Genomic DNA, 25753 nt, shown 5'->3' on the forward strand with positions numbered 1-25753 from the left:
CGCTGTCTGGCGTTTTCCATATTCAAACCGGAGAAAACCATGACCTTCACCCTCACCTCCCCCACCACCCTACCGCTCGCGCACGTTCACACCGACGCTGGCGGACAAAACCACTCGCCCGAACTGCATTGGGCGAACCCGCCCGCGGGCACCAAGAGCTTCGCCCTTTCCTGCTACGATCCGGACGCGCCGACCGGCTCCGGCTTCTGGCACTGGTACATCATCAACCTGCCTGGCGATGCGCGCAGCCTCGGCGAAAACGCCGCCGCAAGCGGCTTGCCCGCCGGTGCGCGCCACGCCCGCAACGACTACGGCGACTACAACTATGGCGGTGCCTGCCCGCCGCCCGGCCACGGCACACACCGCTACATCTTCACCATCCACGCTCTCGACTGTGAACACCTCGACCTGCCCGAAGACACCACTACCGCCCGCGTCGGCTTTAACGTCTGGGCACACAGCCTGGGCAGCGCCAGCCTGACCGGCACTTTTAGCCGCTAAAAAAGCGCGCTGAAAACCAAAACCTTAGAGCGTGTTCAAATTCCCCTCTCTCGCTGCGCGAGCTGTTCCAGTCCCACCGGGACAAGCATTGCTCGCGTAGCGAGAGAGGGGCTTATCCACTGAAATGCAAACACGCCCTACGGCGCCTGCGTCGAGAGCCAGGCGGCGACGGCGGCGCTGTCGGCGTCATCCAAATGGCGCGCGGTCTGGAACATCCCTTTCGGGTCGGCGCTGTCGTTCGGGCGGTCGCCCTGTTTCCACGCGGTGATTTGTGCGCGCAGGTAGGATGCGGGTTGGGCGGTGATGGCGGGGATTTTGCCGTCGCCGCGGTTGTCCGCGCCATGGCATTCGGTGCAGGGTTTGATTTGTTTGCTGGCGTCGCCCTGTTCTGCCAGCTGTTTGCCGCGTTCCAGCTGTGCCGCGTCCGGCGATGCGGGGTTTTCTATCGCCGCAGGCGGCAGCGAGGCGTAGTAGGCGGCGATGTCGGCGGCTTTGGCGTCATCTAGCATCATGGAAAAGGGTTTCATCGAGGGGGCGCGGCGCTCGCCTTTTTTGTAGGCGGCGAGTTGCGCGGCGAGGTATTCGGCGTTCATTCCGGCAAGTCGCGGCCAGGCGTCGGCGCTGGCGCCGTTGTCGCGGCCGTTGCCGTCTTCTTGGTGACAGGCGACGCAGGCGCCGGTAAGTGCTTTGCCGCGCGCGGGATCGCCTTCCGCGAGTGCGCTAACGGCGGTGAATAGGAGTGCAGCACTGATGATTCGTGAATTTTTCATGTTTGCCTCTCGTGTTAAACTGCGCCGCCATTATCTATGAGCGGAGGACGCGATGAAAAGTAACCCTTTTTCTTTTTTGTTGGACCAGTTGGAGCAGAAATTGCCGGATTCGCTGCGTCCAGTGCAGGCGGAGGTGAAGGCGGCGGCACGCTCGCTGCTTGACGACAAACTGGCGCAGTTTGATTGGGTGCCGCGCAGCGAGTTTGAGGCGCAGGCACAGCTCTTGGCGCAAGCCGAGGCGCGCATTGCCGCACTGGAGGCGAAGCTGGAGGACAAGAGCGCGTGAATTTTCTGTTTTACGCGGTTGATGTCTGTATTGATGCGGTGCGCCAAGGCGCACCCTATGTTTCTTTAGGGATGGTGGGGCAAGCCCCACCCTACTTCGCTACGGTTTTTTGTTAGGTCTGTTTTTTGATGTGGTATGCAGCTTCTTTCCGGCGGGCGCTGTTTCAGTTCCTGCTGCTCGTGCTGATTGTCGTCGTCGCCGCGATGTTGTGGCGCAATACGGCGGCGAATATGGCGGCGCGCGGGCTGGTTTTCAGTTTTGCCTTTTTGGATAACCCCGCCGGTTTTGCGGTCAGTCAGCATTTGTTGCCGTATCAGGAGAGCGACAGTTATGGCTGGCTGTTTGTCATTGGCCTTTTGAACACGCTTTTGGTGTCACTGCTCGCTATTGTCGCGGCGACGCTGGTCGGCGTTGTCGTCGGCGTGCTGCGGGTGTCGCGTAATTGGCTGCTGCGCAAGCTGGCGGCGGTGTATGTGGAGGTGTTCCGCAATATTCCGTTGTTGTTGCAGCTTTTTTTCTGGTATTTCGCCGTGCTCGCGGTGTTGCCCGCGCCACGCTCCAGTACGCTGCGCCTCGGTTGTGATGAGGCGGGTTGTCTGGCGGTGTTGAGTAATCGCGGGCTGTCGCTGATTGCGCCGCTGTGGCAGTCGGCGCTGCAAACGGCGCTCGCGCTGTGTGCCGTTGGCGTCGTTCTTGCCGTGCTGCTCGCGCGCTGGAACCGCCGCCGTCAGGCGCAAAGCGGGCAGGTGCTGCGCCTGTGGTGGGCGTATGCGCTGCTCATCGTCGCCCTGCCGCTGGCCGCTTTTGCGCTGCTGGTTGAGCCGTCGCAGTTGTCGCGCCCGCTGTTGCAGGGTTTTAATTTCCGCGGCGGGGTAACGCTGTTGCCGGAGTTGATGGCGCTGTGGCTGGCGCTGTCGCTTTATAGTGCCTCTTACATTGCTGAATATGTGAGAAGCGGTATTGCCTCGGTGCCGCGCGGCCAGTACGAGGCGGCGGAAGCGCTCGGCCTGCCGCCGGCGCGGGTGATGCGTCTTGTCATTTTGCCGCAGGCGCTGCGGGTGATGGTGCCGCCGATGACCAGCCAGTTTTTGAATATTGTCAAGAATTCGTCGCTCGCCACCGCCATTGCCTATCCGGATTTGGTCTCGGTCTTTACCGGCACGGCGCTCAATCAGACCGGGCGCGCAGTGGAGATTATCGGCCTGACGATGGCGGTTTATCTTGCCATCAGTTTGTTGATTTCGCTGGCGATGGGTGTTTATAACCGCCGCATCAGGATTGTTGAACGATGAGTGATTTTTCGTATTTACCCAACCGCCCGCCGCCCGCCTCGGAATTTGGGGTTTGGTGTTGGCTGCGTCGCAATTTGTTCGCCTCGCCCGTGCATGCGGTCTTGACCGTGCTGGCGCTGTATTTGCTTTACCGCATTGTGCCACAGCTGTTCCTCTGGGCGCTGTGGCTGGCGGATTTCCGCGGTTCGACCGCCGCCGATTGTACTTCCGGCGGCGCCTGCTGGGTGTTCATCAAGGTGCGCTTGAGCCAGTTTCTCTACGGCTTTTATCCGGAAAGCGAGCGCTGGCGCGTCTGGCTGTTGTTCCTCGGCATTACTCCGGCGACTTTCCTCGCGCTGTGGTGCTGCGAGGGGAAAAAACGCCTGTGGGCGCTCTTGTTCGCGCTGCTCGTTCTACCGGTGCTGTCGTGGTATTTGCTGCGCGGCGGCGTTTTCGGTTTGCCGGAAGTGCGGCCAAACCTCTGGGGCGGGATGATGCTGACGCTGGTAGTCGCCTCCGCCGGGCTGCTGTTTTCCCTGCCGTTCGGCATTTTGCTGGCGCTCGGCCGCACCTCCGACATGCCGTTCTTGCGCGGCGTCTGCGTCGCTTTTATCGAGCTGTGGCGCGGCGTGCCGCTGGTAACGGTACTCTTTATGGCAAACGTCATGCTGCCGCTGTTCCTGCCGCCGTCCTGGCATATCGACAACCTGATGCGCGCGCTGATTGGCGTCGCCCTCTTCGCCTCGGCCTATATGGCAGAGGTGGTGCGCGGCGGCTTGCAAGCGATTCCGCGCGGCCAGTTTGAAGCAGCCGACAGCCTCGGCCTCGGCTACTGGGCGAAGATGCGCCTCATCATCCTGCCGCAGGCGCTAACCACCGTCATCCCCGGCATTACCAACACCTTCGTCGGGCTGTTCAAGGATACGACGCTGGTTTCCATCATCGGCCTCTACGATTTCCTCGGTATCGTCCACTCCGCCGGACAAGACCCCGCCTGGCTCGGCCACGGCATGGAGGGTTACGCCTTCTGCGCCCTCGTTTACTTCCTGCTCTGCTACGGCATGAGCCACACCAGTTACCGCATCGAACGCCACTTCACCCCGGAGCGCGCATGACAGACGCTATCAACATCCGCCACCTCAACAAATGGTACGGCAAATACCACGCCCTGAAAGACATCAACCTCGACATCGCCAAGGGCGAGCGCCTCGTTATCTGCGGCCCGTCCGGCTCGGGCAAATCGACGCTCATTCGCTGCATCAACCGCCTGGAAAGCTATCAGGAAGGCGAAATCCGCCTTGACGGCGAAGTGCTGAACGGCAGCGTGCGGCAAACGCGCGACCTGCGGCGCAAAGTCGGCATGGTCTTCCAGCAGTTCAACCTCTTCCCGCACCTGACCATTCTGGAGAACCTCACCCTCGGCCCGGTATGGGTGAACCAGCAGCCGCGCGCGCAGGCGGAAGCGGTGGCGCGGCAATACCTGGAGCGCGTCGGCATCCGCGACCAGGCGGACAAATACCCCGGCCAGCTTTCCGGCGGGCAACAGCAGCGCGTCGCCATTGCCCGCGCCCTCTGCATGGATTGCGAAGTGCTGCTTTTCGACGAACCGACCTCGGCGCTTGACCCGGAGATGATTAAAGAAGTGCTGGACGTGATGGTCGAACTCGCCGAACACAGCCAAATCACCATGCTGGTCGTCACCCACGAAATGGGCTTTGCCCGCACCGTCGCCGACCGCATCGTCTTCATGGACAAGGGCGAGATCCTGGAGCGTGCCACGCCGGAAGATTTCTTCACCAACCCGCAACACCCGCGCGCGCAGGAGTTTTTGAGCCAGATATTGTTGCAGACGGGGTAATGCCCTGCCCTCGCCTTCTGCTTCCTCATAAAAAAGACCGGACATCATCCGGTCTTTTTTTATCTACCCCTACGGCAACCCCTGCGCGCGGATTGCCAGCGTGCCGAAGGGGATGATGGTGATGAGGGCAAAGAGGTTAAAAGCGCCGAGCAGCGCGTAGTGGCCGTTGATGGCAAGGCCGAGCAGGCTGTCGTGGCTGGCGGTAACGCCGATAATCAGCACCGGAATGTAGAGCGGCACGACGATGAGAAAGCGAAGAAAAGTGCTGTGGCTCTGCGCCAGCGTCAGTACCGCGCCGAGCGTGCCGACGAGCAGGAGCGGCAGACTGCCCAGCGCGAGTAACGCCGCCATGGCGGGCAGTTTCGTCGCCGGAATGTGCAGCATCAGCGCCAAAAGCGGCAGCACGGCGAGCAGCGGCAGGGTGAAGCGCAACCAGGCGGCGGCGAGTTTGGCGGCGAGCAGCTGCCACAGTTCATGCAGGTGGATGCGGTCTTGGCTCAGGGTGCCGTCGGCGTAGTCTTCGGCGAAAAGCTGTTCGCTGGCAAGCAGCGCGGCGAGCAGGAGGGCAATCCACAGCGCTGCCGGGGCGATGCGCGCCAGCGCTTCATTATCCGCGCCGCTAGCAAGCGGAAAGAGGCAGATGGTGAGGGTGAAAAACAGCACGGGTTGCAACAGGGTGTGCGGGCTGCGCAGGCTGGCGCGCAGTTCGCGGCGGATGAGGAGCGATAGCATGGCGGACGGGGTGGTTATGAAGCGCGCCAGCTTAGCGGCTACGCCCGCGGAAATCCATATGCGGTATCATGGCGCGGTTTTTCTGGAGACCCCACCATGCCCCCCAAAATCGTTTTCTTCGACATTGACGACACCCTTTTCCGCAAATGGCAGGATTTTATGCCCGAATCGGTGCTGCCTGCCTTCCGCGCCCTGCATGAGGCGGGCGTGCTGACCGCGATAGCCACCGGGCGTAGCCCCTGCGCCCTGCCCGCGAAAATCCGCGCGCTGATTGATGCGGTCGGGCTGGATATCCTCGTCTCCACCAACGGCCAGTACAACCGCTACCGGGGTGAAACGGTCGCCGCGCATCCCATCGACCCCGCAGATATCGCCGAAGTCGTCCGCGTCTGCCGCGCACACGACTGGGATTACGGCTGCACTTCGGAGGAAAAAATGGCGCTGTCGTCAGACCGCCAGCGCGTGCACGATTCGCTCTACGGCACCGTGCCCTACGAAACCGACCCCGATTACTGGCAGCGCCACCCGGTGTACCAGATGAACGTCTTTATCACCGCCGAGGAAGAAGCAGCTTTCGCGGCAAGCGGCATCCTGCAACGCGGCTACCAGATGATTCGCTGGCATCCGCTTGGCATGGATTTGCTGCATGCCGACGGCAGCAAGGCGCGCGGCATCCGTGCCGTCTGCGCCGCGCTGGGTATCGACCTGGCCGACACCATGGCGTTTGGCGACGAACTGAACGACCTGGAAATGTTCAAAACCGTCGGCTTCGGCGTGGCGATGGGCGACGGCCGCGACGAACTGAAAGCGCTCGCCAAATACGTTACCACCCCGCTGGAACAACACGGCGTCTATAACGCCCTCGTCCATCTCGGCATCATCCCCGGCCCCACATGGAATAACGCATGAAAACCCCCAAAATCATCTTCTTCGACATTGACGAAACCCTCTACCGCAAAAGCAGCAACTACCTGCCGGAAAGCGTCCCCGCCGCCATCCGCGCCCTGAAAGCGCGCGGCATCATTCCGGCAATTGCCACCGGCCGCTCGCTCGCCGCCCTGCCCGCGAAAATCCGCGAACTCGTCGCCGCCGAAAACATCGAACTGTTCATCACCATCAACGGCCAGTACAACCAATACCGTGGCGAGCCGCTTGCCACCAACCCGATGAGTATCGGCGAAATCGAGCGCTTTAACGCCCTCTTTGCGCGGCACGGCTGGGACTACACCTACGTCGGCGCCGAACAAATGGCGTCCAACCGGCAAAGCGCGCGCATGGACGAAGCGCTCGCCGGCATCGGCCCCTACATCGTCGCCCCCGACTACTACCTGCACCAGCCGGTGTACCAATACCTGCTCTACATTGACCCCGCCGAAGAAACCGCGCTGAACGACAGCGGCGAACTGGGGCGCGACTACCACGCCATGCGCTGGCACCCGTTTTCCGTCGATTTGCTGCACGCCGACGGCAGCAAGGCGCGCGGCATCAAGCGCGTCTGCGAAGCGCTGGGCGTGCCGCTCGATGAAACGATGGCGTTCGGCGATGGCTTAAACGACGTGGAAATGTTCAAAACCGTCGGCTACGGCGTGGCGATGGGCGACGCCGTCCCCGAACTGCAAGCGCTGGCGCAATACCAAACCGGCACCGTCGAAGAAGACGGCATCTACACCGCCTTACAACACCTGGGAATCATCGCATGAAAACCCTCATCACCCCCCTCGCGCTTGCCCTGCTGCTCACCGCCTGCGGCGACGACAAACCCACTGCCGCCGCCGAACCCGTCGCCACCATCCCGACAGACGCACGCGACTACTTCAACCAAATGGGCGTTAGCGATACCGGCGGCAGCAAAGGCCAAGTACGACGCAGCGACAACGGCGAAACCCTGTGGTTTGACAGCGTGCGCACCACGCTGACCTACCTGCGCCTGCCGGAGACCGCCAACCAGCCGCTCACCGCCTGGGTCAGCGCGCATGACAACGCGGCACAATGGCTTGCCGTCAATGACGCCTGGTACGTCCACACCCCAGAAGCGCCGCAACTCATCGGCAAAGACGACTACTTCCCCTTCGCCGATAAAGCCGCCGCAGAAAAATTCGCGGGCGAACACCAGGGCAAAATCCTGCGCGCAAGCGACATCAGCGAACAAGAATTACAACTTTAAGCCCTAAAAAATGCGCGTAGCGACCGCTGGGCGCAACCAATACCGCCGGACAAACCCACACCCATAACCGGAGTACCCATGACCGAAACCTTCCCCGCCTTCTTTGCCCAAGCGCCGACCCTGCGCGTCCGCGACCCGCTCGCCCAATTCCTCGGCGCCGCAACCGACGGCGTCCTCGAATACCACTACGCCGACGCCGTGCGCCTTGCCGGACACTCCTGCCCGACCGTCGCAGGCGCCTACCTCCTCACGCGGCGCGGCCTGCGCGCCCTTTACGGCGACGACCTGCCAGAACGCGGCAACATCGCCGTACAAATGCGCGACGCGCGCGACCGCGGCACCACCGGCGTCATCGCATCAATCGCGACCCTGCTCACCGGCGCCGCCGCAGAAACCGGCTTTGGCGGCATCGGCCCGCAGGGACGCTTCAGCCGCCGCGACCTGCTCACCTTTAACACGCCCATCGCCGGGCTGATGGCACTCACCCGCGAAGATAACGGCGCGCGCGTTGAACTGGAACTCAACGCTAGCATCGTTCCCTTCCCCGCAGAAATGCAGGCACTCATGCCAAAAGCAGTAAGCGGACAGGCAAATACCGAAGAACTTGCCCGCTTCGGCGCCTTATGGCAAAGCCGCGTGCGCGCGATGTTGCTGGAACATGCCGACGACCCGCAGATGTTGCAAATCCTCGAATAAAAGCCACAAACCCTTCGCACCAAACAACAGTCCCGCATTGAAAAAAAGACGGACGACGGTATAAACTGCGCCTTTTCCCCGCCCCACGGAAGCCCCATGTTTCTCCTCCTGTCCAACGACGACGGCTACCTCTCGCCCGGCCTGCGCCACCTCGCCGACGCCCTTGCCAGCGAAGTCGCGCGCATCGCCGTCATAGCGCCCGACCGCGACTGCAGCGGCGCGAGCCACTCGCTCACCCTGAAGCGTCCGCTAACCGTCACCGAACACGGCGCAGGCATCTGGAGCGTGGACGGCACACCATCCGACTGCGTCCACCTCGCACTCACCGGCTACATCGACACCCGCCCCGACATGGTCATCTCCGGCATCAACCACGGCGCAAACATGGGCGAAGACGTCCTCTACTCCGGCACCGTCGCCGCTGCCTTTGAAGGCCATAACCTCGGCCTGCCCGCCATTGCCCTCTCCTGCGCCGCACACCACCCGCAACACCTGGACAGCGTCGTAAAAAGCGCGCTCGACATCTACCGCCACCTTGCCGCCAACCCGCTGCCGCGCAACCTCTTCCTCAACATCAACATCCCCGACCTGCCTTACAAAAACATCAAAGGCTGCCGCGCTACAGTCCTCGGTATGCGCCACCCCGCGGGCCCCTTACAAGAAACCAAAAACCCGCGTGGCAAAACCCAATTCTGGATTGGCATGGCAGGCGGGCGCATCAGCGGCAACGAACAAACCGACTTCCACGCCGTCGAAAACGGCTACATCTCCGTCACCCCGCTCCAGTTCGACCTCACCGCACACCGCGAACTGCCCGACGTCGCCGCCTGGCTGGAGGAACTGCGATGAAACACGCCCTGCCGCTTGCCCTGTTCGCGCTGCTGCTCGCCGCCTGTGGTGGCGGACGCTACCACGGCCCTACCGCCTACGACCTGCACGGCCAGCGCGGCGCCATGCGCCCCGGCGGCGACTACATCGTCCGCCCCGGCGACACCCTCTTTGGCATCTCCTGGCGCTACGGCCTTGACATGCAAGAACTCGCCAACTGGAACGGCATCAGCGACCCCAACCGCATCCTCGTCGGCCAGCGCCTGCGCACCACCCCGCCGCGCGGCGTCCAGCCCAAACCCGTGTACATCCCGCAAGTCAGCAGCGCCGGCCAACCCGGCTGGATGTGGCCGACCCGTGGCCGCGTCATCAGCGAATACGCGCCCAACACCCCCGGCGGACAAAGCATGAAAATCGGCGGCAGCCGCGGCCAGCCCATCTACGCCGCGCATGATGGCGAAGTCGCTTACGTCGGTTCTGGCCTCTCCGGCGTCGGCCGCATGATCATCATCCGCCACGACGACGTCCTCGCCGCCTACGGCTACCTCGACAACATCAACGTCAAAGAACACCAGCGCGTCCAGCGCGGCCAACAAATCGCCAGTATGGGCATCAGCCCGCAAAGCATCCCGGCGCTGTACTTCGAAACCCGCAAAGGCAACCGCACCGCCAACCCGTACAGCTACATCGGCAGCACCCCGCGCTAATAAAAAAGGAACACCCCGGCATGGACTACCGCTACCACATCCAGCACAGCGAAGAAACCTACCAACACTTCTTCCGCGTGCGCCGCTACCAAGTCGCCTACGAAAGCTTCCGCGGCGGCATGCTCGAAAACATCGAACGCGAATGCCTCGGCGGCACACACCACGTCGTCGCCGCCCTGCCATACGACCCCGTGCGCGAAAAAATCATCCTCGTCGAACAATTCCGCATCGGCGCCATGGTCGCAGGCGAAAACCCCTGGCAATACGAAATCGTCGCCGGCTTCATGGACGCGGACGACCCCTCGCCCGAAGCCAGCATCCAGCGCGAACTCGAAGAAGAAATCGGCACCCGCGCCCGCCGCCTCGAGCCCCTCATGAACTACTTTGGCAGCCCCGGCGGTAGCGCCGGCCGCACCCACCTCTACCTCGCTGAAATCGACAGCAGCCGCATCGTCCCCTACACCGGCCTCCTCGACGAAGGCGAAGACATCGCCGTCCACAGCCTGCCCTACAAGACCGCCCTCGCTTGGCTCGCCCAAGGCAAACTGGACAACGCCAACACCCTCCTCGCCATGCAGGCCTTCCTGCTGCGCCACCCCCAACACGCCACACAACAACCAGAGGCAACCACACCATGACCCACAAAACCACCCTGCGCGGCCTCCTCCTCGCGGCCCTCCTCATCAGCCTGCCCGGCGCCTACGCTGCCCCGGCAAAAACCGCACCAGCGAAAACCCCGCCGGCCAAAACCGCGCCCGCCAAACCGGCCGCCGCCAAAAAAACCGCTGCGCCTACAAAACCCACAGCAAAACCGGCTGACAACAAAAAAACCAGCACCAGCAAAACCCCGGCGAAACCGGCCGCTAACAACAAAACCCCGGCCAAACCCACCGACAACAAAAAAACCACCACCGCCAAAACCGCGACCAAACCCGCTGACAGCAAAAAAACCGCCGCCGCCAAAACCCCGGCCAAACCGGCCGACAACAAAAAAACCGCCGCCAAAACCCCGACCAAACCCGCCGACAACAAAAAAACCGTAGCCGCCACCGCCAAACCCGCCGCGGCACCTGCGAAAAAAACCAACACCTGCGGCGACGAACGCCTGGCGGCACTGAGCGCCGCACGCGAAGGCAAACTCGATGCCCTCAAAAAATACAGCGACAAAAAATGCCCGCTGAACATCACCGACACCAGCGGCCTCACCCCCTACGACCTCGCCACCCTGAACGGCCACAAAAACATCGCCGACTGGCTCGTACAAAACAAACACGCCCAAAAAAACCAGCACAGCAGCGCCTACACCAAAACCCTACAAACCGGACTGAACTTCCTCGGTTACAACGCCGGTCCCGCCAACGGCAAACCAACCGCCGCCACCACCAACGCCATCAAAGCCTACCAAAAAGCCAACGGCCTCAGCGTCAACGGAAAAACCGATGCCAGCTGGCTCCCCGGCTTCAACAGCCAAATCAACAAAAAACTCCAACAAAAACTGCGCGCCCAAGGCTACGATACCGGCGGCAGCAAAGGCATCATCGGCGCCAAAACCCAAAACGCCATCCAGGAATACCGGAAAAAACACAAACTGGGCAGCAACGACAACCCGCAAGACAGCCAACTTCTCGCCCAACTCATGAACGGCGACAAACCCGCGGCCAAAACCAAAGAAACCGCCGCCAAACGCCCGCCAGCGACCATCGCCGCCCCCGAAACCGACAGCCGCGACGCCGAACAACGCGCCACCGAAGCCGCCGAACAACAACAAGCCGAAGCCATCGCCCGCCGCCAGGCCGAAGAAGCACAACGCCCGCCACAAATCCCGCTGGCGCCGCCGCCCGTCACCATCGACCGCGACGCCGCCAACCAAGCCACCGCCAACCTCCAGCGACAAATCGAAGCCGAGCGCCAGGCCAACCTCGCGCGCCAAGAAGCCGAACGCCGCCGCCTTGTCGCCGAACAAGCCACGCGCCAAGCCGAGGCGCAACGCCGCGCCGAAGCCGCACAACTCAACGCCGAACTGGCGCGACAAACCGCCGAACGACAAAGCGCCGAGAGCCTCGCCGCCGAACAAGCCGCACAAAAAGCCGAAGCCGAACGCGCCCGCTTCCGCGCCGAAGCCGCCCAACGTGCAGCCGAAATCGCGCGCGAACAAAGCGCTACCGTCCGCCCGGCGGCCAGCGCCCCGGTCCTCGCGCAAAACACCCCGCGCGTCGCCCCGGCAACAACCACAACCCTCGCAACCGCTCCCGCCACCGCACTCGGCGGCAACAAAGCGCGCGGCAAAACCCGCTTCAACCGCATCAGCGGCAGCCTGAGCATGAGCGGCAACGGCAGCCTGGTCAGCAGCTGCACCATCGGCGGGCAAAGCATCGACTCCGGCTGGTGCCAACAGTACTACCCGGATGGCGACGGCAAACAATGCAACGCCGTCATCAGCGGCAGCGGCAGCGTCGTTTCCCTCACCTGCAAATAACACTGCGAAAACCCAACGGTGTGCCTCGTCCTTGCCGCAGCACACCGTTTTTCTTGTCCGTATTTCCCGGATGAAAAGAAAGTTGCATCCCGGTAAAAAATCCGTAAAATGCGCCGCTGGTCTGCATTGGCGCTTCGCAACGATCAGCCGCAAACCCCGTCAGGTCCGGAAGGAAGCAGCGGTAGCGGTGAAATCGGGTGCCGGAGTAAGCTGGTGCAGGCCTTTTTCTTTACCTCAAAAAAGCACCCCATGTATCAGGTTCTCGCACGCAAATGGCGGCCGAAAAACTTTCACGAACTGGTCGGCCAGACGCATGTGACCCAGGCGCTGACCTACGCGCTGGACCATAACCGCATCCACCACGCTTACCTCTTTACCGGCACACGCGGCGTCGGCAAAACCACCATCGCCCGCATCTTCGCCAAATCGCTCAACTGCCAGAAAAACCACGTCAGCTCGAACCCCTGCGGCGAATGCGACCACTGCAAAGAAATCGACCAAGGCCGCTTCCCCGACCTCATCGAAGTCGATGCCGCCTCGCGCTCCCGCGTCGAAGAAACACGCGAACTGCTCGACAACGTCCCCTACGCCCCAGTCAAAGGACAATACAAAGTCTATCTCATTGACGAAGTACACATGTTCTCCGCCAGCAGCTTCAACGCGCTGCTGAAAACACTGGAAGAACCGCCGCCGCACGTCAAATTCATCCTCGCCACCACCGACCCGCAAAAACTGCCGGCGACCATCCTCTCGCGCTGCCTGCAATTCCACCTGAAAAACATGAGCGAGCGGCAAATCAGCGAGCACCTCGCCCACATCCTGCAAGCCGAACACGCCGAATACGAACCGGACGCCCTGCACCTGCTGGCCAACGCCGCCGCCGGCAGTATGCGCGACAGCCTCAGCCTGCTCGACCAGGCTCTTGCCTACGGACGAGGACACGTCCGCACCCGCGACGTCGCGACATTGCTCGGCGCCGTCCCCGAACCACAACTGCTGCACATGCTGCAACTGCTCGCCAATGGCGACGCGCCCGGATTGCGCAACACCCTCGAATCGCTGGACGAATACGCGCCCGACTACGCCGGACTGCTGCTGCGCCTGCTGCAACAAATGCAGAAAATCACCATCGCCCAGCTCGGCGCGGAGCGCTACGCCGAAGAAATCCCGGCAGCATTGCACGCCCTGGCGGCGCGACTGCCGGTCGAACTATTACAACTCTGGTACCAAATCGGCAACGAAGCCTGGCAAAACCTGCCCTACCAGCCAGACGCACGCATGGCGCTGGAAATGAGCCTGCTGCGCATGATTGCCTTACAACCGCTGCTGCCCACCAGCGACCCGGCGCAAGCGCGCCCGGTACGCGAAGCCGCACCGGCGAGCGACAGCCTCACCGCCAGCCTGCAAGCGCAAACCACGCCTGCAACAGCAACACCCGCTGCGACCACAGAACCGCAAGCCGTCGCACCATCTGAAACCGCAAGCCACGGCGAAGCACCTGCCGCCCCTACAACAGCAACCGTTCACGCAGAACCCGCCGACAACGAACCGCCACCGTGGGAAGACACGACCCCAGCCGCTGCTGACGACAGCAACGACGCCGTCCCGCCGTGGGTCAGCGAAACCATCCCGGACGACAGCGAGCGCACGCCCGCAAAAAAGCCTGAATCCGCGCCCGCTGCGGCGATTGCACCCGAAACAGCCGCGCCAGCTGCGGCGAAAAAACCCGCAGCCCCGCCTGCGAACACCACTGACCCCGGCGATCTCATTGACAACCTCGAACGCTGGAGCGACTTCCTTGCCAGCCTTGACCTGCACGAATACCCGCTGCTCCTTCTCGAAAACAGCGTCCCCGCCAGCTGGCAAGCGCCGCTCCTGAGCCTCTACACCGCGCCGACCGGCATCATCTTCGACCAGGCACAAAACCGCGAACAGGCAGCCGCCGCCATTGCCCATGCCCTCGGCATCGCCTGCACCATCGAAATCCAGCCGGCAGATGCCCTCAAAACCCCCATCGAATACCGGCGACAAAAAAACGCCGCCGCGCAGCAGCGCGCCGAACAAGACTTTCTCAACCATCCACAAATCCGGGCGGCACAAGCCACCTTCGGCCCCGCCCTGCAAGTGGACAACATCCAGCCCCTAAACCCACAGGAGTAAAAAATGATGCTACCCGGCAAACTCGGCACCATGATGAAAAAAGCGCAGGAAATGCAAGAAAACATGCAAAAAATGCAGGCAGAACTGGCGAACCGCCATATCGTCGGCATCGCTGGCGCAGGCGCGGTCAAAGTCACGCTAAACGGCCACTACGCCTGCCAGCGCGTAGAACTCACCGAAGAAGCGCTGAAAGAAGACAAAGACATGCTTGAAGCCCTGCTCGCCGCCGCCATCAGCGACGCCAGCGCCAAAGTCAACGCCATGACCCAAGAAGAAATGGCGAACCTCACCGGCGGCATGGGCCTGCCCGGCGGCTTCAAACTGCCCTTCTGATGAGCTTCTCGCCCTCATTCGACCAACTGGTGCAGGCACTCACCTGCCTGCCCGGCGTCGGCAACAAAACCGCGCAACGCATGGCGTTGCGCCTCTTGCTAGACCAGCCGCAAAAAGCCAAACAACTGGCAGACGCCATTGACCACGCGCTGCACACCGCGCAGCGCTGCCACAAATGCCGCAACATCAGCGACGCCGACCTCTGCCTCATCTGCGCCAACCCCAAACGCGACGCAAGCACCCTCTGCGTCGTGGAAGCACCGGCGGACGTCCTTGCCATCGAACAATCCACGGACTACCGCGGCCAATACTTCGTGCTGATGGGACACATCTCGCCGCTAGACGGCATCGGCCCGATCGAACTCGGCATGGACATCCTCGACCGGCAACTGGCGACAGGTGACATCAAAGAACTGGTGCTTGCCACCAACAGCACCCTCGAAGGCGAAACCACCGCCTACTTCCTCGCTGAACTGGCCGCCAAACACAACGTCCCCGCGACCCGCCTCGCGCATGGCGTACCGATGGGCGGCGAACTCGCCTACATCGACAAAAGCACCCTCTCGCTCGCTTTCAACACCCGCAGCCCGTACCGCAGCGAATAGCAACAGAGCGCGCGGCTGCACCACAACGGGACACTTCCCTATGCCAACCCGCATCCTTGCCACCCTACTCGCCCTCGCGCTAACCGGCACTGCTTCGCTGACCGCACCCGCCGCAGAACGCACTGACTACATCACCCAAATCAAACAACCGCAGGGCGATGCCAGTACGGCACAAGACCCGCTCGTCAAACAAACCCTGAACCAGCACTATCCCGTCAATGCAGACGCCAGCGAACGCCTTGCGCGCATCAGCGACGGCGCGCCGCGCGAATGCCACTACATCCGCAGCGGCAACGATGAATACTGCATGACCCTGCACAGCGAAAAAACCGTTGATGGCGCACGGCACAAACGCCGCTACCTGCTCTTTCGCGGCGACAATCTCAGTGGTGCGCACGCCGCCAGCGGGCTGGTCGTCCTTCATGCCTTTACCGCCGAAAACGGCGCATGGCGGGAAACCGCGCGCGTGCAAAGCGAAGTCGGTGAGTGGGGACGCGCGCCGGAAACGTGGCAATGGCAAGAATTGGGCGCCGGATACTGGAGCGTAAGCGGACAAAGCAGCTTCACCGCGAACGGCGAAACCACTGGCGGCCTGACCCTGCTATACGACGACGGCGAGCGCCTCGCCGAAAGCCACATCCCGCTCACCTACAGCTTGGACGCAGACTTTTGCGCACCTGCCGAACAAAAAACCTGCGACAACGACAACCTATTTGCTGACAAAACCCGCTTGGAAGAAACGCTTGCCAACAGCGCCGACCTGCACGGTATCGCCACCATCCGCCGCGACCTCGCCCCAAGCGACAACCATTGGCCGTTGGAAATCAGCGTCAGCGGTTTTAAAGGCCGCAAAATTACCGGCCGCGAGACAAACGGCGCCTACCGCATCGCCCCCATCAAAGAATACTGGCAGGACAAATACCTGTTCCGCTACGACGCAGCGAAACACAGCTACCAAATGCCGGACGACTACCCGCTATAAACCACGCCCTAAACCATGACCCACCCGCTGCACACCTTCCGCTACTGCCCGCGCTGCGGTGCGCCCGACCTGCAACACCCGCACGACCGCGCCCTGCATTGCCCGCAGTGCGAGCTCACCTACTTCCACAACGTCGCCGCCGCTGTTGCCTGCATCGTCCTCGATGACCGCGACCACATCCTCTCCGTGCGCCGCGCGCGTGAACCGGCAAAAGGCACGCTGGATTTGCCCGGCGGTTTCGTCGATCCCCATGAGAGCGCAGAAGCTGCCGCCCGCCGCGAACTGCACGAAGAAACCGGCCTCGTGCCACAAAGCCTGCGCTACCTGTTCTCGCTGCCCAACACCTACCCCTACAGCGGCATCGACGTCTTCACCGCCGACTTTTTCTACCTCGCGCGCGTCCCCGATTTCAACGGCGCCCACGCCGCCGATGACGCCGCCGCACTCGACATCCGCCCGCTCGCCGGGCTGCGTGCCGCAGACTACGGCCTCGCGTCCATCCGTCAGGCAATCGCCACCATCATCCGCGAGCCGGAGCTGCTGTCGTAACTGAATAAACCGCCCCCGCGACTGTTGCAGCTACCCCAAGCGGGGCAGTTCCACTCCCCACCTTGGAAAACCCTCTCGCAGAAAAGCCTATGCCCCCTGCCCTCCTCCACCTTGCCAACCTCCTCTGGCTGACCACCGTCCTCACCGCCCTCTACCGTGCCCGCCGCCAACTGCCGCGCCTGCAACCGGTCGCCATCCACCTCTTCTGCGGCGCAATCCCCGTCCTCACCCTGCTCACCCTGCTCAAAACCGCCGCTGCGCCCGGCCTGGAACTGCACCTCATCGGCCTCACCGCCACCACCCTGCTCATGGGCGCCCGTCTCGCTATCCTTGCCGCCGCCTTTAGCCAACTGCTCCTCCTGGCCCTTGGCGAACTGCCACCCGCCACCCTGGGACTAAGCGGCCTCACCCACGCCGCCATCCCCATTGCCGTCAGCGCCAGCCTTGCTGCATTGCTGCGCCGTTACCTGCCGCCCAACCCCTTCATCTACACCCTCGGCGCCGGATTCCTCGGCGGCATCCTTGCCATCCTCGCCGCCATGCTCGCCACCGCCCTCATCCACCACGCGGGCGGCGTCTACCCTTGGGACACCCTCTGGCACAAATACCTGCAAACCCTGCCCATCATCGCCTACCCCGAAGGCTTCATTAACGGCGTCTTCGCAACCGCCATGGTCGCCTTCCATCCCAACCTGCTTGCCACCTTCAACCCGAACGACTACTTCAAAGAAACCCCATGAACCGTCGCCATTTCCTGCTCCTCACCGCTGCCGCACTCGCCGCCTGCGGCAAAAAAGCCCCGAAACACAGCGCCCTGCCGCGCGGCAGCGCCGTCCTTGCCCTCGGCGACTCACTCACCTATGGCTACGGTGCCAACCCCACCGAATCCTACCCCGCGCGCCTTGCCGAGCTCACCGGCTGGACCGTCACCAACGGCGGCGTCAGCGGCGACACTAGCGCGCAAGCCCTCGCCCGCCTGCCGGAACTCCTGCGCGAGCACACGCCGCGCCTCGTCATCATCAGTATCGGCGGCAACGACTTCCTCCGCCGCCAGCCGGAAAACGAAACCCGCACCAACATCCGCGCCATCATCCAGGCCTGCAAAGCTGCGGGCGCGGAAACCCTCCTCGTCGGCGTGCCTGGCGTCGGCGTTGGCGCAGCGCTTGGCTACCCCGGCGACCACCCGCTCTACACAGACCTCGCCAAGGCAGAAAACGTCCCTTACTACGCCAACGGCTGGTCGCAAATCCTGGGCAAAGACGCCCTCAAATCCGACCAAATCCACCCCAACGCCGCCGGATACGCTGAATTTGCCCGCGGCCTTACCGCGTACCTGAAAGAAAACGGCTGGCTGCGCTGACAAACTGCCCGATTTCCCCATCCGCCGCCGCATTCACCCCGCGAGCACCCGCCGCGCCGCCTCCACCCCCCAAAACGCCGCCTCCTCAAATACCGAATAGCCGCTCAAATCACTGTGCGCAAAATGCAGACGCGAGCGGTGCGCGCGCACGGCGGCGAGTTGCGCATCATCCAGATAGCCGGGGCGCGGGATGCGCATCGCGTGCGCGCGGATGCCAATATCGACCGCATCCACCGCGCGCCAGAAGCGCCTGCCATAAGCAGCGACCAGATCTTGCGCGGCAAACGCCAACAGCTCCGCATCGGGCGCATCCAGCAGCCAGGCGCGCACCGCAGCGGGGTCGCCCTGATTGAGCGCGGTGTAGGCGGTAAACACCGTGCGTGCCGGCTTGGCGACGCGGATGAGCTGATTGCTGGAAGCGACATAGCCCAGCCCGCCGCTGCCGTGGATGACATTGTCCCAGGCGAGCGCCTCGCCCGCGCCCTCGGCGGGAAAGCGGTGCAGCACAAAATTGCTGACCAGCCACGGCGCATAATCGCCGCGCCCGGCAAGCAGACCGTAGCGGGCGGCGTTCTCCACCACCCGCGCCGCCACCATCAGCGGCATCGCAGAAATCACCTGACGCGCGCGCAACAGCGAGAGCGCACCGCTGCCGTTATCGCGCAGCAACACCTCAACGTGCGCGTCGCGCTCGCGAATGCGCACGGCGCTGGCGTTGATGGCGACGGGATTGGCGAAATGCAGCGTCTCGTCGTCCGGCAAGGCGGCAAGCGACTGCAAACCGCTGCGCTCACGTAACAACTGCGAGAGATGCGCAAGCCCCTCCGGCCAAGTCAGCACCGCCTCGCTGTCGTGGCCGCGCGCCGCGAAATAATGTAGCCCGGCAAAAGCAGAAACCTGAGCCGCACCCGCGCCATAATCATCGCGGCAACAATAATCGAGATACCACAGCAGCGTCGGCGAGCGATAACCCTCGCGCGCGAGCCAATCGGCAAAAGAAAGACGGTCAAGCGCGCGCCATTCGCCGTCCTCTGAAGAAAGCACCACGGGAATGGCGAACACCTTGCGCCCATCGCGCCCGCGCGCATGTTTCAGGCGCCGGATGAGGGCGAAAAAGCGGCGGCTGTCGTCATCCTCCTGCGGCAACAGCGCCTCCTGCCAGCGCCCCTGATAACGCAGACGCTCCATCGGCGCAAAAACCAAATCCGTCTCACGGAAACGCGGCGCGTCGCTATCCACACCACTTTCCAGAATACCGAGGTCGGCAAGCATCTCGCGCAGCGCGACACTCTCCCGCGACGGCAACGCCAAATAATGCGCCCCGCCCGGCGCACGCAAATCGCCGCTGACGAAGGCGGCGTTATTGCCGTTGCGCTCCAGCCCTTCGGCGAGAATGACATTGCGCTGCCCCTGCCGCGACAAAAACCACAGCGCGGAAAGCGCCGCCGCACCGCTGCCAAGAATAAGCACATCGCAAACCTGCGCCCGCGGCGCTTGCGCGTCGGCGTCGGCAAAAGCCCCATCGCGCAACAGATGCCCAAACGGCAAACCAATACGCCGCACGGCAAGCGGCGGCGGACGGTTAAGCTCACGATGCGTCAGCCAGGACGCGGCAGCGGCAACGCTGATGGTAGCGGATTGCGCGAGAAAACGACGGCGGGTATGCCTCAAAACGATTTCCTGATTTTTGCGTAAAGAAGAACACACGCTACAGCGGAAATGTTATTGCTTGCTACAAAGCACCTTTGCGCACTTTTCATTCGGCGGAGAGACAGTTTGCAGCATGCTGAAAAAGAAATTGCGCGAGCAATCCGCGCGGCGTGCTTTTCGGCGTATTCTTGAATACCTCCATATCGCCAAACACGAAAAAACTATCCTTGGCGCGCGATACCGCAACATTCAGCATACTGGGGCTGCTGTCAATAAAAGCTCCATCGGCATCTTTGCTGTAAACGGGCGAAAAAATAACGAGCGGGCGTTCCGCGCCTTGCAAGGCGTGAATGGTGCCAACGGTCATGCTGTTTTCGCCTTGGCCAACGGCAATCCCTTTCTCGCGGCAGGCTTTGCCAATCGCCTGTACTTGCGCGCCGAAAGGCGTTACCACGCCGACGATTTGCGGCAACGGCAAGTCATAAATAGATTCCAGCGTGTCGCGTTGTGCGACAAGCCAGGCGGCAATCGCTTCCGCTTCTTCCTGATTGCGCCGGCTGCCGCCATCGGTTTGCTGGCAATGCCCGGCAATATGCAGATAGCCCATTGGCGGCAAATTATTGCTTTCTGTTTTCCTGCCGCGTTTCGGTTGCAAATTGCCCTTGTAACAAAGCGCGTTGCAATAAGCGATAATTTCATCAAAACAGCGGCGGTGTTCATAAAGAAACATCCCGCGCGCCAATTCCGGATTATAGTGATGACGGCTGCGTGTTTGCGCGATTTGCATGACACTGCCGGAGGCGACCGATTTGCCCAATTCGCATAGCGCCTGATATTGCTCGCCGTCATTTTTGCCAGCAAGTAATCCCGCCTGGCGCATATTGCCAATATCTACCGCAGGCGGCAGCGACCAAATCGGTGCGATTTGTAAAGTATCGCCAATGACCAGCGCTTTTTGCGCCAGCGCGAAAGAAGCTCCGGCAATTTCCGGGCGCACCTGCCCCGCTTCATCGACAATCAGCAAATCAGCAAAGTCATAGAGATAATCTGCTGAAAATGTATCGCCATCACGGCGGGAAACTTCCATTTCGCTGGGCAACATGAAAAAGGTGGAGACAATACACGGCGTCAATTTCATCCGTCGCCGCCAACGCGGCTCCAGCGTTTTACGTCCCTTTTTATTTTTTTTCTTTTCCAGTTCCGGCAACAGCGCTGCCATTTCCAGCAGCCAACGTCCTTCCCAATAATGGGTCGCCAGTTGGAATATTTTGAAACGGATATGGGTATCGGCACGTGTATCGCATTCCTGTAAATCGCATTCTGCGGCAGGCTTGCCCAGCTTTAGCGGCTGCAATACGATTTGCCACTCCTGTAATGCTTGCTGCAAATTTTGCCAGAGTTTTTTGCCACGGGCGACCTGCTCTGCTTGTATAGCCAAATGCTGCTGCAATTGCGCGGCAAGGGTTTTAATTTCTGCCTCGATGGCATCCAGCGATTGCCCTTGTGGCTCGGCATAAACGCTTGACCATATGTTTTTTAAGAATAGACGGGCGAGGCGCAGCCGCTTTTTCGCAACCGGCGGCAGCCAGGAAAAGAAGGCATACAAAAGCGATTCTTTAGCGCGGTAGTTTTCCCATTCATCTAGCATCGTATCCATTCTCTCTTTTTCTGTTTCGGTAGCTTTGTATTCGTGGCGAATTTGGTTCAATGCTTCCTGGTAATTCTCGCCCAATGCTTTTTTTATTACCGTGCGCGCGCGGGATAAATGCGCCCAGGCATGCTCAATATCCCGCAGTTTTAAGACTTCTTTTTGTAATGCTTGATGCAAGGCATCCACCGCTTCTTGCACGGTAATAATAGCGGGGAAAGCATTGGCGGCGGCTTGCAGATAGGTTGCTTGCGCATGGTAAAAATATTCGTCGCTTTCGACTTGCTCGAAAAAGCTGCGCGTTTGGTATTTTCTCGCTACCGTTCCTTCTTTTTCCTTTTGTTGTGAAGGGAAATAAGCACCAAAACTTGCTATCTCTGGCAACCAGCGCCCGGCAAAAACACCGCTGCCACGGGCGAAATCCTTGCCGAAGGCGTCGATGATGTTGGTTACTGCCTGATTGTTGGTGGAAGCGGCAACGATGACCGGCGGTTCGCTTTCCGCCAAGGCGGCTTTTGCCCAGAGGCTGGCGACCACGGAAAGCAGCAGGGTGGTTTTGCCGGTGCCGGGCGGGCCATTGACGGCGAGGATGTCGCCATGCGCGCTGCGCAATAAATGGGCGAGCGCATCGCGTTGCGCCGCTGCCAGCGGGTATTTGTCGCTGGCGTGCGCCAGTCTTTCCGTAAAAGCGCTGTGTGCGGGCAGGCAGGGTTCGGTTGGGGCGAGGGCGGCGCGGGCATAATTGGCAAAAAGCGACGCTGCGGGTTGTGTTTTCTGCAAATGGTCGTAGAGGGCGAGGATGTGCCTGCTCGCTTTAATCATGCTTTTTTTGAGCAGATAGCCATAGTTGGCGCGCAGGTAGTTATTGCCGTTCAGCCAATCGTGGGCGACGCCATCAAGAAAGCGATGGCAATCCGCCAGCCAGCCTTGCCATTCCCGATAAAAAGATTCGTCATCAAGCGGCTCGCCGTTTTCATCGAATTCCGGCACACCGGGAATTGGATTGCGGCTTAGCCATTCATCACGACTAGCAACGCTGCCAATGGAAAAACTGCCTTCGTCAATAGGTTCCAAAATATCGCGTGGCATAATGGTTTGCGCACTGGGATAGATTCTGCCATCGCGATATAACAGGGCAGGGGTAACGATTGGTGTAATTATTGGAGGATTGCTGTTTTCTGCCACAACACTATGCTGTAAAGGGGCGCAATAGACTTCAGGACGCAGGACGATTTCGACGAAATGGGTTTCCGCTTTTTCATCGGCAAAGTATTGCGCGATAATTTCCGCTGATGCAATACCGCTCGCCAAGGTTTCCGGTGAGAGTTGCAGAAACGCGCCGCAATCTTGCAGACGAAATGCGCCTTTGCTGGTTTCGGCATCTGCAAGGGAATTGCGCCAGTATTGGGCGAAGGCGAGAGTTTCGGTTTGCATAATGGTGTCCTTACGGCTGGGGATTTATACATACAGGATGAGCACTGTCCTGTATGTATATGAAGCATTGTAGGCAGGTTGGGTTAGCGAGGAATTAATGTGACCTGACAAAATTGCACCTGATTTCTTATCATTGGGCTATATATTGTGTTCAAACTTAGCTTGCGAGACTGGCTTTTACAAAGAAACAAACATAATTTCTTTAGACAAGAGAGTTCTCTAGTTTATTTATAAGTATAAAAATAAATTTAGACCTTAAAGCCAATACTAATTTTTTGTCTGCATGTCCTTCTACCACAACTCCACAAATTTGAGCTTCAGGTAAAGTGTTGTATCTATAACTATTAGCTGTTATATTAAGCATCATAAGAGGACATCCACTTATTCCTTCAGGCTGAATATAGCTGCCAATTAATCCATCGCTATTAACAACCTTTTTGCTATAATAATTTATTGCAAAATAATCATCTTGCTTTATTTTTAAAGATTTAAAAATATCTGAATTATAGTTAAACTTATCTAAATAAGCTAGAATTTCTATTTTTCTTTTTTTTGCTACTTTTTTATTTCTTGTATTTGGGTATCCCAAAAATATTCCATAATCATAATTGTGGCGCATGGAATCATTATAAATAAAATCTGTTAAAAAATAATTTAAATCAATACTAGATTCTAACCTTATTGCGGCCATATCAATTTTATGTTCTTTATTAAAATAAGCACTTTCCCCTCTAATAGGTATTAATCTATTTAAAGTCCCAATATATAAATTAGTACTTTCCAGATGTTCTAAAACATGATGAGCTGTTATTAAATATTTAATTTTATCTTTTTCTACAATAAAACAACTCCCAATATGTTCCGGTTCTTTATGTTCATTCGCCCCATATATTGGATATACAGCATTTGAATATTTTTGAAGAATATGATTTTCGCATTCCTTAAAATATTGATCTATAAGTTCATCATTGGTTTTGACGATTCTATCAGACATATCAACTCCTAAAAACAATCAAATAATAAAACTTCACCTTTGCACCTCTCCCCAATCCTGCTCGAAGTAACTCACCAGTTTTTGGGTGTTGAGGTAATTCGGCTCGACTTCTCGGCGTGCCATGTCAGGCGGGAAGCGGAACATTTCCGCCGCGGTTTCGCCGTTGAGGTAACGGGTGGGCACGTCGAAATGGCGCGGCACGGGGAAGTTGTCCGCGCGTGCTGCGAGGACGTAGCCCCATTCGCCAAAGGATGGCACGTAAACGTGATACGGCGCGGTGTAGAGGTTTGCCGCTTCCAGCGTTGCCACCACCGACCAGTAGGCGTTTGGCGCGAAGTAGGGCGAGGTGGATTGTACGACGAGGTAGCCATCGGGCGCGAGGTGGCGCGCGACGAGGCGGTACATCGGCACGGAGTAGAGTTTGCCGAGGGAGAAGTTGGAGGGGTCGGGCAGGTCAATGATGATGACGTCGTACTCGCCGCGGTTTTCTTCCAGCCATTGCGCGGCGTCGGCGTTGATGACGCGCAGTTTCGGGTGGTTGAGCGCGCCATTATTGAGCGCGGTCAGGGTGGCGGAGCTGGCGAAGGTGCGGGTCATTTCCGCGTCCAAATCGACGAGGGTGATGTCTTGAACCTGCGGATATTTCAGCACTTCGCGCGCAGCCAGCCCGTCGCCGCCGCCGAGGATGAGGACGCGCGCGGGCGAACGAGCCATTTGCATCGCGGGCAGCACCAGCGCTTCGTGGTAGCGCGCTTCGTCGCGCGAGGAGAATTGCAGGTTGCCGTTCAGGTAAAGGCGGGTGTCGTCTTTCCAGCGGGTGATGACCAGGCGCTGGTAGGGGGTGTGGCGTTCGTAAACGACGGGGTCGCCGTAGTAGTGCTGTTCGGCGAAGGCGGTGATGCGGTTGGCGGCGAGGAAAGCGATGGCGAGCGCGGCGAGGACGAGCCAGGCGCGCAGGCAGAGGGCGGGGTAACGCGGCAGTTGGCGGCGGAAGACGCGCGCGGTGAGCAGGGCGACGGCGGCGTTCAGGATGCCAAAGAAGAGCGCCGAGCGCGCCATGCCGAGATGCGGCGCGAGCAGCAGCGGAAAGAGGAGGGAGACGGCGAGCGCGCCAAGGTAGTCGAAGGTCAGCACGCGGGCGACGAGGTCGGCAAACGCCGCCTGTTCGCGGTGCAGGACGCGCATCACCAGCGGGATTTCCATGCCGACGATGATGCCGGTGATGAGGACGAAGGCGTAGAGCAAGCTGCGGAAGGGCGCGGCGGCGAGGCCAAAGGCGACGAATAGTGCCAGCGCGGAGAGGCCGCCGATGATGCCCACCAGCAATTCGATTTCGATGAAACGGGTGAGCGCGTCTTCGTCTTTGATGTAGCGGGTGAGGTGCGCGCCGATGCCCATGGAAAAGAGATACAGGCCGATGATGCTGGAGAATTGCAGGATGCTGTCGCCCAAGAGGTAGCTGGCGAGCGCGGCGATGATGAGTTCGTAGGCAAGGCCGCAACTGGCGACGATAAAGACGGAGATGATGAGGGTGCGCTGGTTTTTCATGGTTGCGATGGTTTTATTTTTAGTCTGGCTATTTTATGGGTCATCAGCGTGTTTTTATTCCATAAGGTGCGGGCGCATATTTCGGTATTTGTTTTCTGTAGCGGTATGTAAAGGGTGCGCCCAGGCGCGCCTATCGTTATTATTCTTCGATAAAATGTAATGCAATAGGTGCGCCTTGGCGCACCGTTTCATAATGAGGTT

At 60.2% G+C, this 25753-nt stretch carries 26 protein-coding genes and 1 other RNA gene; 21 read left to right on the plus strand and 6 right to left on the minus strand.

Annotated elements, in window-relative coordinates:
• Positions 1-39 precede the first annotated feature (39 nt).
• The gene (locus tag EL199_RS09770; RefSeq protein WP_004141849.1) at positions 40-501 is read left to right on the plus strand and encodes a YbhB/YbcL family Raf kinase inhibitor-like protein; all 462 of its coding nucleotides are present in this window, start codon (positions 40-42) and stop codon (positions 499-501) included.
• Positions 502-638: 137 nt separating this feature from the next.
• Here the strand turns inward: EL199_RS09770 and EL199_RS09775 are convergent, their stop codons facing one another.
• Positions 639-1271, minus strand: a complete 633-nt coding sequence (locus EL199_RS09775) for a c-type cytochrome (RefSeq protein WP_004141848.1) — start codon at positions 1269-1271, stop codon at positions 639-641.
• 52 nt (positions 1272-1323) lie between these two features.
• Here EL199_RS09775 and EL199_RS09780 point away from each other — a divergent pair, with 52 nt between their 5' ends.
• The 4 genes from EL199_RS09780 (at position 1324) to EL199_RS09795 (ending at position 4686) form a co-directional block, all read left to right on the plus strand.
• Positions 1324-1557 (plus strand): accessory factor UbiK family protein, encoded by a 234-nt coding sequence (locus tag EL199_RS09780; protein WP_004141847.1) that lies wholly within the window; start codon positions 1324-1326, stop codon positions 1555-1557.
• A 128-nt stretch (positions 1558-1685) separates the two neighbouring features.
• The gene (locus EL199_RS09785; RefSeq protein ID WP_004141845.1) at positions 1686-2849 is read left to right on the plus strand and encodes an amino acid ABC transporter permease; all 1164 of its coding nucleotides are present in this window, start codon (positions 1686-1688) and stop codon (positions 2847-2849) included.
• A complete protein-coding gene (locus tag EL199_RS09790) occupies positions 2846-3943 on the plus strand; it encodes an amino acid ABC transporter permease (RefSeq protein ID WP_040355535.1) in 1098 nt (365 codons plus the stop codon). Before EL199_RS09785 ends, EL199_RS09790 begins: the two co-directional genes overlap by 4 nt.
• Positions 3940-4686 carry an amino acid ABC transporter ATP-binding protein gene (locus EL199_RS09795; protein ID WP_004141842.1) on the plus strand — a complete coding sequence of 249 codons (747 nt, stop codon included), beginning with the start codon at positions 3940-3942 and terminating at the stop codon, positions 4684-4686. Before EL199_RS09790 ends, EL199_RS09795 begins: the two co-directional genes overlap by 4 nt.
• A 69-nt stretch (positions 4687-4755) precedes the next feature.
• Here the strand turns inward: EL199_RS09795 and EL199_RS09800 are convergent, their stop codons facing one another.
• Entirely contained in the window at positions 4756-5418 is a 663-nt protein-coding gene (locus EL199_RS09800; protein ID WP_004141841.1) for a heme exporter protein CcmB, read from the minus strand.
• A 96-nt stretch (positions 5419-5514) separates the two neighbouring features.
• Here EL199_RS09800 and EL199_RS09805 point away from each other — a divergent pair, with 96 nt between their 5' ends.
• From EL199_RS09805 to EL199_RS09880, 16 genes are all read left to right on the plus strand, one after another.
• Complete coding sequence (locus EL199_RS09805; protein ID WP_004141840.1) at positions 5515-6327, plus strand: Cof-type HAD-IIB family hydrolase; 813 nt, start codon at positions 5515-5517, stop codon at positions 6325-6327.
• Positions 6324-7118, plus strand: coding sequence for a Cof-type HAD-IIB family hydrolase (locus EL199_RS09810; protein ID WP_004141837.1), 795 nt, complete (start codon positions 6324-6326; stop codon positions 7116-7118). Before EL199_RS09805 ends, EL199_RS09810 begins: the two co-directional genes overlap by 4 nt.
• Positions 7115-7582, plus strand: coding sequence for a nitrous oxide reductase accessory protein NosL (locus tag EL199_RS09815; protein ID WP_004141836.1), 468 nt, complete (start codon positions 7115-7117; stop codon positions 7580-7582). Before EL199_RS09810 ends, EL199_RS09815 begins: the two co-directional genes overlap by 4 nt.
• Before the next feature lie 78 nt (positions 7583-7660).
• Complete coding sequence (locus EL199_RS09820; protein WP_004141834.1) at positions 7661-8278, plus strand: hypothetical protein; 618 nt, start codon at positions 7661-7663, stop codon at positions 8276-8278.
• Between the two features lie 96 nt (positions 8279-8374).
• Positions 8375-9127 (plus strand): 5'/3'-nucleotidase SurE, encoded by a 753-nt coding sequence (surE, locus tag EL199_RS09825; RefSeq protein WP_004141833.1) that lies wholly within the window; start codon positions 8375-8377, stop codon positions 9125-9127.
• Positions 9124-9813, plus strand: a complete 690-nt coding sequence (locus tag EL199_RS09830) for a peptidoglycan DD-metalloendopeptidase family protein (protein ID WP_004141832.1) — start codon at positions 9124-9126, stop codon at positions 9811-9813. The genes surE and EL199_RS09830 overlap by 4 nt, the downstream gene beginning before the upstream one ends.
• 20 nt (positions 9814-9833) lie before the next feature.
• The gene (locus tag EL199_RS09835) at positions 9834-10451 is read left to right on the plus strand and encodes an NUDIX domain-containing protein (protein ID WP_004141831.1); all 618 of its coding nucleotides are present in this window, start codon (positions 9834-9836) and stop codon (positions 10449-10451) included.
• The gene (locus EL199_RS09840) at positions 10448-12289 is read left to right on the plus strand and encodes a peptidoglycan-binding protein (protein ID WP_004141829.1); all 1842 of its coding nucleotides are present in this window, start codon (positions 10448-10450) and stop codon (positions 12287-12289) included. Before EL199_RS09835 ends, EL199_RS09840 begins: the two co-directional genes overlap by 4 nt.
• A 123-nt stretch (positions 12290-12412) precedes the next feature.
• Positions 12413-12509, plus strand: an RNA gene (gene ffs, locus EL199_RS09845) — signal recognition particle sRNA small type.
• A 29-nt stretch (positions 12510-12538) separates the two neighbouring features.
• On the plus strand, positions 12539-14449 hold the full coding sequence (dnaX, locus tag EL199_RS09850) for a DNA polymerase III subunit gamma/tau (protein WP_004141827.1): 1911 nt from the start codon (positions 12539-12541) through the stop codon (positions 14447-14449).
• A gap of 6 nt (positions 14450-14455) precedes the next feature.
• Positions 14456-14782 (plus strand): YbaB/EbfC family nucleoid-associated protein, encoded by a 327-nt coding sequence (locus tag EL199_RS09855; RefSeq protein WP_040355761.1) that lies wholly within the window; start codon positions 14456-14458, stop codon positions 14780-14782.
• Positions 14782-15387 carry a recombination mediator RecR gene (recR, locus tag EL199_RS09860; RefSeq protein WP_004141821.1) on the plus strand — a complete coding sequence of 202 codons (606 nt, stop codon included), beginning with the start codon at positions 14782-14784 and terminating at the stop codon, positions 15385-15387. The genes EL199_RS09855 and recR overlap by 1 nt, the downstream gene beginning before the upstream one ends.
• 40 nt (positions 15388-15427) lie before the next feature.
• Positions 15428-16369, plus strand: a complete 942-nt coding sequence (locus EL199_RS09865; RefSeq protein ID WP_004141819.1) for a hypothetical protein — start codon at positions 15428-15430, stop codon at positions 16367-16369.
• Between the two features lie 15 nt (positions 16370-16384).
• On the plus strand, positions 16385-16918 hold the full coding sequence (locus EL199_RS09870) for an NUDIX domain-containing protein (protein WP_040355532.1): 534 nt from the start codon (positions 16385-16387) through the stop codon (positions 16916-16918).
• An 89-nt stretch (positions 16919-17007) separates the two neighbouring features.
• Positions 17008-17658, plus strand: coding sequence for an energy-coupling factor ABC transporter permease (locus EL199_RS09875; RefSeq protein WP_004141815.1), 651 nt, complete (start codon positions 17008-17010; stop codon positions 17656-17658).
• On the plus strand, positions 17655-18278 hold the full coding sequence (locus EL199_RS09880) for an arylesterase (protein ID WP_004141813.1): 624 nt from the start codon (positions 17655-17657) through the stop codon (positions 18276-18278). The genes EL199_RS09875 and EL199_RS09880 overlap by 4 nt, the downstream gene beginning before the upstream one ends.
• 33 nt (positions 18279-18311) lie before the next feature.
• Here EL199_RS09880 and EL199_RS09885 read toward each other — a convergent pair whose 3' ends face one another.
• The 4 genes from EL199_RS09885 to EL199_RS09900 all read right to left on the minus strand — a co-directional run bounded on the left by EL199_RS09885 (position 18312) and on the right by EL199_RS09900 (position 25561).
• Positions 18312-19949, minus strand: a complete 1638-nt coding sequence (locus EL199_RS09885; protein WP_040355528.1) for an FAD-binding protein — start codon at positions 19947-19949, stop codon at positions 18312-18314.
• Positions 19950-20034: 85 nt separating this feature from the next.
• The gene (locus tag EL199_RS09890; RefSeq protein WP_004141810.1) at positions 20035-23010 is read right to left on the minus strand and encodes a DEAD/DEAH box helicase; all 2976 of its coding nucleotides are present in this window, start codon (positions 23008-23010) and stop codon (positions 20035-20037) included.
• 202 nt (positions 23011-23212) lie between these two features.
• Positions 23213-24004, minus strand: coding sequence for a hypothetical protein (locus tag EL199_RS09895; protein ID WP_004141809.1), 792 nt, complete (start codon positions 24002-24004; stop codon positions 23213-23215).
• A 33-nt stretch (positions 24005-24037) separates the two neighbouring features.
• Positions 24038-25561, minus strand: a complete 1524-nt coding sequence (locus EL199_RS09900; protein ID WP_269471366.1) for a polyamine aminopropyltransferase — start codon at positions 25559-25561, stop codon at positions 24038-24040.
• Positions 25562-25753: the final 192 nt, after the last annotated feature.

The organism is Cardiobacterium hominis (assembly GCF_900637305.1).
In the GTDB taxonomy this organism is placed as follows: domain Bacteria; phylum Pseudomonadota; class Gammaproteobacteria; order Cardiobacteriales; family Cardiobacteriaceae; genus Cardiobacterium; species Cardiobacterium hominis.

What these genes read in the sequence shown, in the direction of transcription:
- EL199_RS09770 (WP_004141849.1), top strand. Translation starts at nt 40, where the DNA reads ATGACCTTCACCCTCACCTCCCCCACCACCCTACCGCTCGCGCACGTT.
- EL199_RS09775 (WP_004141848.1), bottom strand. Translation starts at nt 1,271, where the DNA reads ATGAAAAATTCACGAATCATCAGTGCTGCACTCCTATTCACCGCCGTT.
- EL199_RS09780 (WP_004141847.1), top strand. Translation starts at nt 1,324, where the DNA reads ATGAAAAGTAACCCTTTTTCTTTTTTGTTGGACCAGTTGGAGCAGAAA.
- EL199_RS09785 (WP_004141845.1), top strand. Translation starts at nt 1,686, where the DNA reads ATGTGGTATGCAGCTTCTTTCCGGCGGGCGCTGTTTCAGTTCCTGCTG.
- EL199_RS09790 (WP_040355535.1), top strand. Translation starts at nt 2,846, where the DNA reads ATGAGTGATTTTTCGTATTTACCCAACCGCCCGCCGCCCGCCTCGGAA.
- EL199_RS09795 (WP_004141842.1), top strand. Translation starts at nt 3,940, where the DNA reads ATGACAGACGCTATCAACATCCGCCACCTCAACAAATGGTACGGCAAA.
- EL199_RS09800 (WP_004141841.1), bottom strand. Translation starts at nt 5,418, where the DNA reads ATGCTATCGCTCCTCATCCGCCGCGAACTGCGCGCCAGCCTGCGCAGC.
- EL199_RS09805 (WP_004141840.1), top strand. Translation starts at nt 5,515, where the DNA reads ATGCCCCCCAAAATCGTTTTCTTCGACATTGACGACACCCTTTTCCGC.
- EL199_RS09810 (WP_004141837.1), top strand. Translation starts at nt 6,324, where the DNA reads ATGAAAACCCCCAAAATCATCTTCTTCGACATTGACGAAACCCTCTAC.
- EL199_RS09815 (WP_004141836.1), top strand. Translation starts at nt 7,115, where the DNA reads ATGAAAACCCTCATCACCCCCCTCGCGCTTGCCCTGCTGCTCACCGCC.
- EL199_RS09820 (WP_004141834.1), top strand. Translation starts at nt 7,661, where the DNA reads ATGACCGAAACCTTCCCCGCCTTCTTTGCCCAAGCGCCGACCCTGCGC.
- surE (WP_004141833.1), top strand. Translation starts at nt 8,375, where the DNA reads ATGTTTCTCCTCCTGTCCAACGACGACGGCTACCTCTCGCCCGGCCTG.
- EL199_RS09830 (WP_004141832.1), top strand. Translation starts at nt 9,124, where the DNA reads ATGAAACACGCCCTGCCGCTTGCCCTGTTCGCGCTGCTGCTCGCCGCC.
- EL199_RS09835 (WP_004141831.1), top strand. Translation starts at nt 9,834, where the DNA reads ATGGACTACCGCTACCACATCCAGCACAGCGAAGAAACCTACCAACAC.
- EL199_RS09840 (WP_004141829.1), top strand. Translation starts at nt 10,448, where the DNA reads ATGACCCACAAAACCACCCTGCGCGGCCTCCTCCTCGCGGCCCTCCTC.
- dnaX (WP_004141827.1), top strand. Translation starts at nt 12,539, where the DNA reads ATGTATCAGGTTCTCGCACGCAAATGGCGGCCGAAAAACTTTCACGAA.
- EL199_RS09855 (WP_040355761.1), top strand. Translation starts at nt 14,456, where the DNA reads ATGCTACCCGGCAAACTCGGCACCATGATGAAAAAAGCGCAGGAAATG.
- recR (WP_004141821.1), top strand. Translation starts at nt 14,782, where the DNA reads ATGAGCTTCTCGCCCTCATTCGACCAACTGGTGCAGGCACTCACCTGC.
- EL199_RS09865 (WP_004141819.1), top strand. Translation starts at nt 15,428, where the DNA reads ATGCCAACCCGCATCCTTGCCACCCTACTCGCCCTCGCGCTAACCGGC.
- EL199_RS09870 (WP_040355532.1), top strand. Translation starts at nt 16,385, where the DNA reads ATGACCCACCCGCTGCACACCTTCCGCTACTGCCCGCGCTGCGGTGCG.
- EL199_RS09875 (WP_004141815.1), top strand. Translation starts at nt 17,008, where the DNA reads ATGCCCCCTGCCCTCCTCCACCTTGCCAACCTCCTCTGGCTGACCACC.
- EL199_RS09880 (WP_004141813.1), top strand. Translation starts at nt 17,655, where the DNA reads ATGAACCGTCGCCATTTCCTGCTCCTCACCGCTGCCGCACTCGCCGCC.
- EL199_RS09890 (WP_004141810.1), bottom strand. Translation starts at nt 23,010, where the DNA reads ATGCAAACCGAAACTCTCGCCTTCGCCCAATACTGGCGCAATTCCCTT.
- EL199_RS09895 (WP_004141809.1), bottom strand. Translation starts at nt 24,004, where the DNA reads ATGTCTGATAGAATCGTCAAAACCAATGATGAACTTATAGATCAATAT.